Origin of the sequence: Kitasatospora sp. NPDC058046, assembly GCF_042885595.1 — a bacterium.
Classification (GTDB): Bacteria; Actinomycetota; Actinomycetes; order Streptomycetales; family Streptomycetaceae; genus Kitasatospora.
Window position 1 is genome coordinate 1 of record NZ_JBHVRS010000030.1, and the last position, 5,925, is coordinate 5,925.

4 protein-coding genes are annotated in these 5,925 nt (G+C 74.6%); 3 read left to right on the forward strand and 1 reads right to left on the reverse strand.

Annotation, left to right across the window (positions count from 1 at the left end; translation table 11 throughout):
* Window positions 1-172 precede the first annotated feature (172 nt).
* The 3 genes from ACFVU7_RS39250 to ACFVU7_RS39260 are packed head-to-tail and all read left to right on the forward strand — an operon-like array spanning window position 173 to window position 3,120.
* Window positions 173-1,498 (forward strand): hemolysin family protein, encoded by a 1,326-nt coding sequence (locus ACFVU7_RS39250; protein WP_049654801.1) that lies wholly within the window; start codon window positions 173-175, stop codon window positions 1,496-1,498.
* Window positions 1,499-1,528: 30 nt separating this feature from the next.
* A complete protein-coding gene (gene trpS / locus ACFVU7_RS39255; RefSeq protein WP_049654802.1) occupies window positions 1,529-2,569 on the forward strand; it encodes a tryptophan--tRNA ligase in 1,041 nt (346 codons plus the stop codon).
* Window positions 2,566-3,120 carry a 2'-5' RNA ligase family protein gene (locus ACFVU7_RS39260; protein WP_388050888.1) on the forward strand — a complete coding sequence of 185 codons (555 nt, stop codon included), beginning with the start codon at window positions 2,566-2,568 and terminating at the stop codon, window positions 3,118-3,120. The genes trpS and ACFVU7_RS39260 overlap by 4 nt, the downstream gene beginning before the upstream one ends.
* Here ACFVU7_RS39260 and ACFVU7_RS39265 read toward each other — a convergent pair.
* Complete coding sequence (locus tag ACFVU7_RS39265) at window positions 3,105-5,666, reverse strand: CDP-glycerol glycerophosphotransferase family protein (protein ID WP_388050891.1); 2,562 nt, start codon at window positions 5,664-5,666, stop codon at window positions 3,105-3,107. The two genes, ACFVU7_RS39260 and ACFVU7_RS39265, sit on opposite strands and share 16 nt — an antisense overlap.
* Window positions 5,667-5,925: the final 259 nt, after the last annotated feature.

Sequence of the window (5,925 nt, forward strand, 5' to 3'; positions counted from 1 at the left end):
ACGGAGCAGGCCTACGCCGGCCACCCCCCCCCCCCGCCCCGGGGCGCCCCGCCGCCGTGTCCGGACCGGGTTCCGCCGCCGTGCGGGCCCGGGTTCCGCGGCGGCGTCCGGACCGGTGCTCCGTCGTCGTGTCCGGCCCCGGCCGGTACCGGCCGTCCTACACTGGCCCGCTGTGAACGAAACACTCGGGGACGCCGCGCTCGTCCTCGTCTTCATCCTGCTGGGCGGGTTGTTCAACGTCGCCGAGATCTCGCTGATCTCGCTGCGCGAGGGCCAGATCCGGACGCTGGAGGCGCACGGCACCCGCCGCGCCGCCCGGGCCGCGCACCTGGCCGCCGACCCCAACCGCTTCCTGGCCGCCGTCCAGGTCGGGGTGACCTGCATGGGCTTCCTGTCCGCCGCCTTCGGCGCGGACACCCTGGCCGGCAAGGTCGCCCCGCTGTTCGTCCGGGCCGGGCTGTCCGAGGGGGTGGCCGCCGCGGTGGCCCTGGTCGGCCTCACCCTGGTGATCAGCTACGCCTCGCTGGTGCTGGGCGAGCTGACCCCCAAGCGGATCGGCCTGCAGCGCGCCGAGTCGATCGCGGTCGTCGCCGCCCCGGTGGTGGACGTGATGTCGGTGGTGCTGCGGCCGGTGATCTGGCTGCTCGGCCACTCCACCAACCTGATGGTCCGGCTGCTCGGCGGCGACCCGACCGCGGGCCGCGGCTCGATGAGCTCCGAGGAGCTGCGCGGCCTGGTCGCCGCCAACACCGAACTCGGAAGCGACGAACGGGCGTTGATCGCCGACGTGTTCTCCGCCGGGGAGCGCCAGCTGCGCGAGGTGATGGTCCCGCGCACCGAGGTGACCTTCCTGGACGCCGAGCGCCCGCTGGCCGCCGTCCGGCACCAGGCCGACACCTCGCCGCACTCGCGCTACCCGGTGGTCGAGGGCAGCGCCGACGCGGTGGTCGGCTTCGTCCACGTCCGAGACCTGTACGGCGCGCGCGGCGAGCAGGCCGTCAAGGTCCGTGACCTGGCCCGCCCGGTGAAGCTGCTGCCCGGCACCAAGCGGGTGCTGGAGGCGATGGGCGAGATGCGCCGGGAGGGCCACCACCTGGCCATCGTGGTGGACGAGTACGGCGGCACCGCCGGGATCGTCACCCTGGAGGACCTGGTCGAGGAGGTGATCGGCGAGATCCGGGACGAGTACGACAGCCCGGCGGCCGCCCCCACCCGGCGGCTGGCCGGCGGCGGCATGGAGCTGGACGGTCTGCTCAACCTCGGCGACTTCGCCGAGGAGACCGGCGTCACCCTGCCCGAGGGCCCGTACGAGACGGTGGCCGGCTGCCTGGTCGCCGCGCTCGGCCGGCTGCCCCGGGACGGCGACCAGGTGCGGGTGCCCGTCGAGGGGGGCGGCGGGGTGCTGCTGACGGTGGCCAAGGTCGAGGGCCGGCGGATCGCCCGGGTGGGGGTGAGTGCGGTCACACTGGCCGAGCCCGCGGGGGCGGAGGTTTCCTGAGCGGTCGGTGGAACTGGAAGAATGGCCCGCATGGTCAACGCAGCGGTCACTGGTCCGGTCAAGGACCGTCCCCGGGTGCTCTCCGGCATCCAGCCCACTTCCGGCTCGTTCCACCTCGGCAACTACCTGGGCGCGGTGCGCCAGTGGGTCGACCTGCAGAAGGACAACGACGCCTTCTACATGGTCGTCGACCTGCACGCGATCACGGTGCCCCAGGACCCGGCGACGCTGCGCGAGAACACCCGGGTCTCCGCCGCCCAGCTGCTCGGCGCGGGCCTGGACCCGGACCACTGCACGCTGTTCGTCCAGTCGCACGTGCCCGAGCACGCGCAGCTCGCCTGGGTGATGAACTGCCTCACCGGCTTCGGCGAGGCCTCGCGGATGACCCAGTTCAAGGACAAGTCCTCCCGGTACGGCGCCGAGGGCACCACGGTCGGCCTGTTCACCTACCCGATCCTCCAGATCGCGGACATCCTGCTCTACCAGGCCGACGCCGTCCCGGTCGGCGAGGACCAGCGCCAGCACGTGGAGATCACCCGCGACATCGCCGAGCGCTTCAACACCCGCTACGGCCGGACCCTCACGGTGCCGAAGCCGTACATCCTCAAGGAGACGGCGAAGATCCAGGACCTCCAGGACCCGGCCGTCAAGATGAGCAAGTCGGCCTCCTCGCCCAAGGGCCTGGTGAGCCTGCTGGACGACCCGAAGGCCAGTGCCAAGAAGTTCAAGAGCGCCGTCACCGACACCGGCACCGTCGTGTCCTACGACGAGGAGGGGAAGCCGGGCGTCTCCAACCTGCTGCGCGTCCACTCCGCGCTCAGCGGCCAGTCGGTCGAGCAGCTGGTCGCGCACTTCGAGGGCAAGATGTACGGCGCCCTGAAGACCGAGCTGGCCGAGCTGTTCACCGAGTGGGTCACCCCCTTCCAGGAGCGCACCCGGCTGTTCCTGGACGACCCGGCCGAGCTGGACCGGGTGCTGGCGATCGGCGCCGAGAAGGCCCGCGAGGTGGCGTCGGTGACGCTGGAGACGGTGTACGACCGGATCGGCTTCCTCCCGGCCGCCAAGCGGTGAATCCCCTCACACGCCTGCCCGGTGGTGACGACCTCCCCGAGGTCGTCACCATCGGCGTGTCCGTGAGCGTCCCGGACCCGTACGGCACGGCGATCCAGGACGCCCGGGCCGGGCACGGCGACCCGCTGGCCCGGTCGATACCCACGCACGTCACCCTGCTGCCGCCGACCGAGGTGCCCGCGGGGGAGCTGCCGAAGATCGAGGAGCACCTGGCGGCGGTGGCGGCCGCGCACCGGCCGTTCCGGATGCTGCTGCGCGGCGGCGGGACCTTCCGCCCGGTCTCCCCGGTGGTGTACGTCCGGGTCGAGGAGGGCGCGCAGGAGTGCCGGCTGCTGGAGGCGGACATCCGCTCCGGCCCGCTGGCCCGCGAGCTGGCGTTCCCGTACCACCCGCACGTGACGGTCGCCCACGGTCTGCCGGAGGACGTGCTGGACCAGGCGTACGAGCAGGCGCGCGGCTTCCGGGCGGACTTCCCGGTGCCGGGCTTCGGCCTCTCCCGCTTCGACGCGGACGAGGTCTGGCGGCCCTGGCGGAGCTACCCGTTCGGGTGAACCGGGGTGTGCTCCGGGGCGTGTCCGAGGGTGTGTCCTAGCCCTCCCCGGCCGCCGAGTTCGAGCATCCGGTCGACCACCCGGCGGGCCGCGCCGCCGTCGTCCAGCGCGCAGTGCTCGGCCCGGAAGCGCCGGTAGCGCTCGGCGTAGCCGGGCGGCGGTCCGCCGTCGCCGTCGGCCAGTTCGCGCAGCGCGCCGAGGAGTTCGGCCGACGTGGGCACCAGCGGGCCGGGGGCGTTCGACTCGAAGTCGAAGGAGAAGCCGCGCAGGGTGTCGCGGTAGTGCTCCAGGTCGTAGGTGAAGAAGTACATCGGGCGGCCGGTGATGGCGAAGTCGAACATGATCGACGAGTAGTCGGTCACCAGCACGTCCGCGACCAGCAGCAGTTCCTGCGGGTCGGGGTAGTCCCCGCAGTCGTACAGGAAGCCGTCGCCGGCGCCCGGCAGCGGCTCGCGGACGTGCGCGTGCGGACGGACCAGCAGCACGTGGTCCGCGCCGAGCAGGCGCCGCGCGTGGCCGAGGTCCAGCCGCAGGTCGAGCCGGAACCCGTCGCCGTCACCGCGCTGCTGGTCCTCGCGCCAGGTCGGCGCGTACAGCACGATCCGCCGGCCCTCGGGGACGCCGAGCCGGCGGCGGACGGCCGCGGCGGCCCGCGGGTCCGGGCGGGCGAGCACGTCGTTGCGCGGGTAGCCGGACTCCAGCAGCTCGCCGCCGTAGCGGAAGGCGCGCCGGAGGATCGGGGTGGCGAACGGGCTGGGGGAGAGCAGCAGGCTCCACTGCGGGGTCTCCCGGTCGAGCGCCCGCAGGTAGCCGCGGTCGGCCAGCCAGGGGCTCTCGACGTCGTGGGCGATCCGCTTCAGCAGGGAGCCGTGCCAGGTCTGCACGACGACCTGGCCGGGGCGGCGCTCCAGGAAGTCCGGGAAGTGGGTGTTGCCGACCAGGTACCGGCAGGTGGCCAGCGCGCGGTACCACTCCGGGCTCCAGCTCCGCACCGGGACGACTCCGGGCGGCAGCGCGGCCTGGGCGTCGTCGACCACCCACAGGTGCTCCAACCGGCCGTCCCGGCGGGCGAGTTCGGCGTGCACCGCGCGCGGGGAGTCGGCGTAGCCGCGGCCGCCGAACACGTCGTACAGCACCGCCTCGCGCAGCGGCGCGCGGCGGGCGGCCGGGTAGCGCTCGGTGCGCAGCCGGTGCTGGGTCCAGGCGCTGCGCTCGGTGGCGGTGAGCACCGGGGTGGAGTCCACCACCAGGGTGTCGTGCCACCGGCGTTGCAGCAGGATCCGCTTGCCGCCGGCGGTGGTGGCGGCGGGGACGGCGGTCAGCGCGGCGGGGGCGGCGAGCAGCGGCCGGCCGTCCCCGGGGCGGCCGACCGGCTCCAGCGCGGCCTCCCAGACGCCCTTGCGCAGTGGCAGCGCGACGCCGTCCGAGCCGGTCCGGGTGGCGGGCACCCGGGCCCGGAAGCGGCCGTCCGGGCCGGTGCCGACCGGGGTGCGGACCTCGCTCGCGGAGCCGGGGTGGCGCAGCACCAGCTCCAGTGCCGAGGCCGGGCCCGGGCAGTGGCCGGACAGCTCGAAGCCGCCGTCCCGTACGGCGATCCGGTCGACCAGGCCGGCCGCGGGCTGGACGCAGAGCTGGAGCCGGCCGTCGGCGAGGTGCTTGAGGTAGAGCACCCGGTCCGGGGCGCCGGGCAGCGGGTGCTGGCCGGCCACCGGGCCGCCGCGCTCGTCGAGGCAGGGCTGCACGGCGGCGCCGTCGGGGTACAGCAGTTCGGCGTCCCAGTGCTCCAGCCGGCCGCCGCCCCGCCCGTCGGCGGTGAACGGCCGGTACGGCACCCGGACGGTGAAGGTGTTGCCGGTGCGGGCGAGCGGCCGTTCGACCACCGCGTCGCTCTCCCGGTGGCGCAGCCGCAGCACGGTGCCGGAGGGGCAGGTGTCGGCGACCCCGTCCAGGTCCAGGCCGTCGGGGGCGGGGGCGGCCCGGGTGACCAGGACGGCCGGGCGCTCCAGCCGCAGGTGCAGCCGGCCGTCGGCGAAGAACGGCTGGAGCCGGACGTCGTGGTCCACCCAGTGGGCCGGCGGGTACTCGCCGGACCCGCACCAGTACGGGGCGAGGGCGCCGTACCGGCGGCGCACCCGGGCGGGGCGGGGGCGGGTGAAGAGCGTGGCCTCGATCCGCCAGTCGCCGAGCAGCCAGTGGCCCCCGCGGCGCAGCCGGCCGGGGGCTATCAGGGCGGTGAAGCCGGACCAGTCGTGGTTGTGCTCGGACTGGGCGCTGTCGTCGGTGACCTCGGGCATCCGGCGGGGGCGGGAGCGCAGGTGCAGCGGCGGCTGGGAGCGGTTCTGGTGGCGCAGGGTCAGCCAGGTCCAGGCGGAGCCGGGCCGGCCGGTGTCCTGGCCGTCCGGGCGGGCGAAGCCGGTGAGCTCCAGGCCGCGGCCGTGCCAGCGGGCGCGCAGCAGGCCGAAGGCGACGTCCTCGTCGGCGGCGGGGTGGTCGGCGGCCACCCGGGGGGCGGCGTGCGGCAGGACCAGCCGGGTGAGCACAGGCATGGCGGTGGGAGCCCTTCGGGAGGGAGATCCACATCCCATCCAGAAATGGCGCCGGGGTCAATTGCACGCTTTTTCGAATGCCCCGGGGAATGCTTTTTCAGGAACGCCGGTTCGACATTCGAAATCGGTTTTCCGGTCGTTTCCGGATCCGGCTCCGGAAGCGCGCGGGCGCCCCGCCCCCCAGGGGGGCGGGGGCCCCCCGGCGCGTGGGCGGGGGGGACACCATTGGGAGCCACGCGGCGACCCCCCCCATGGTGGC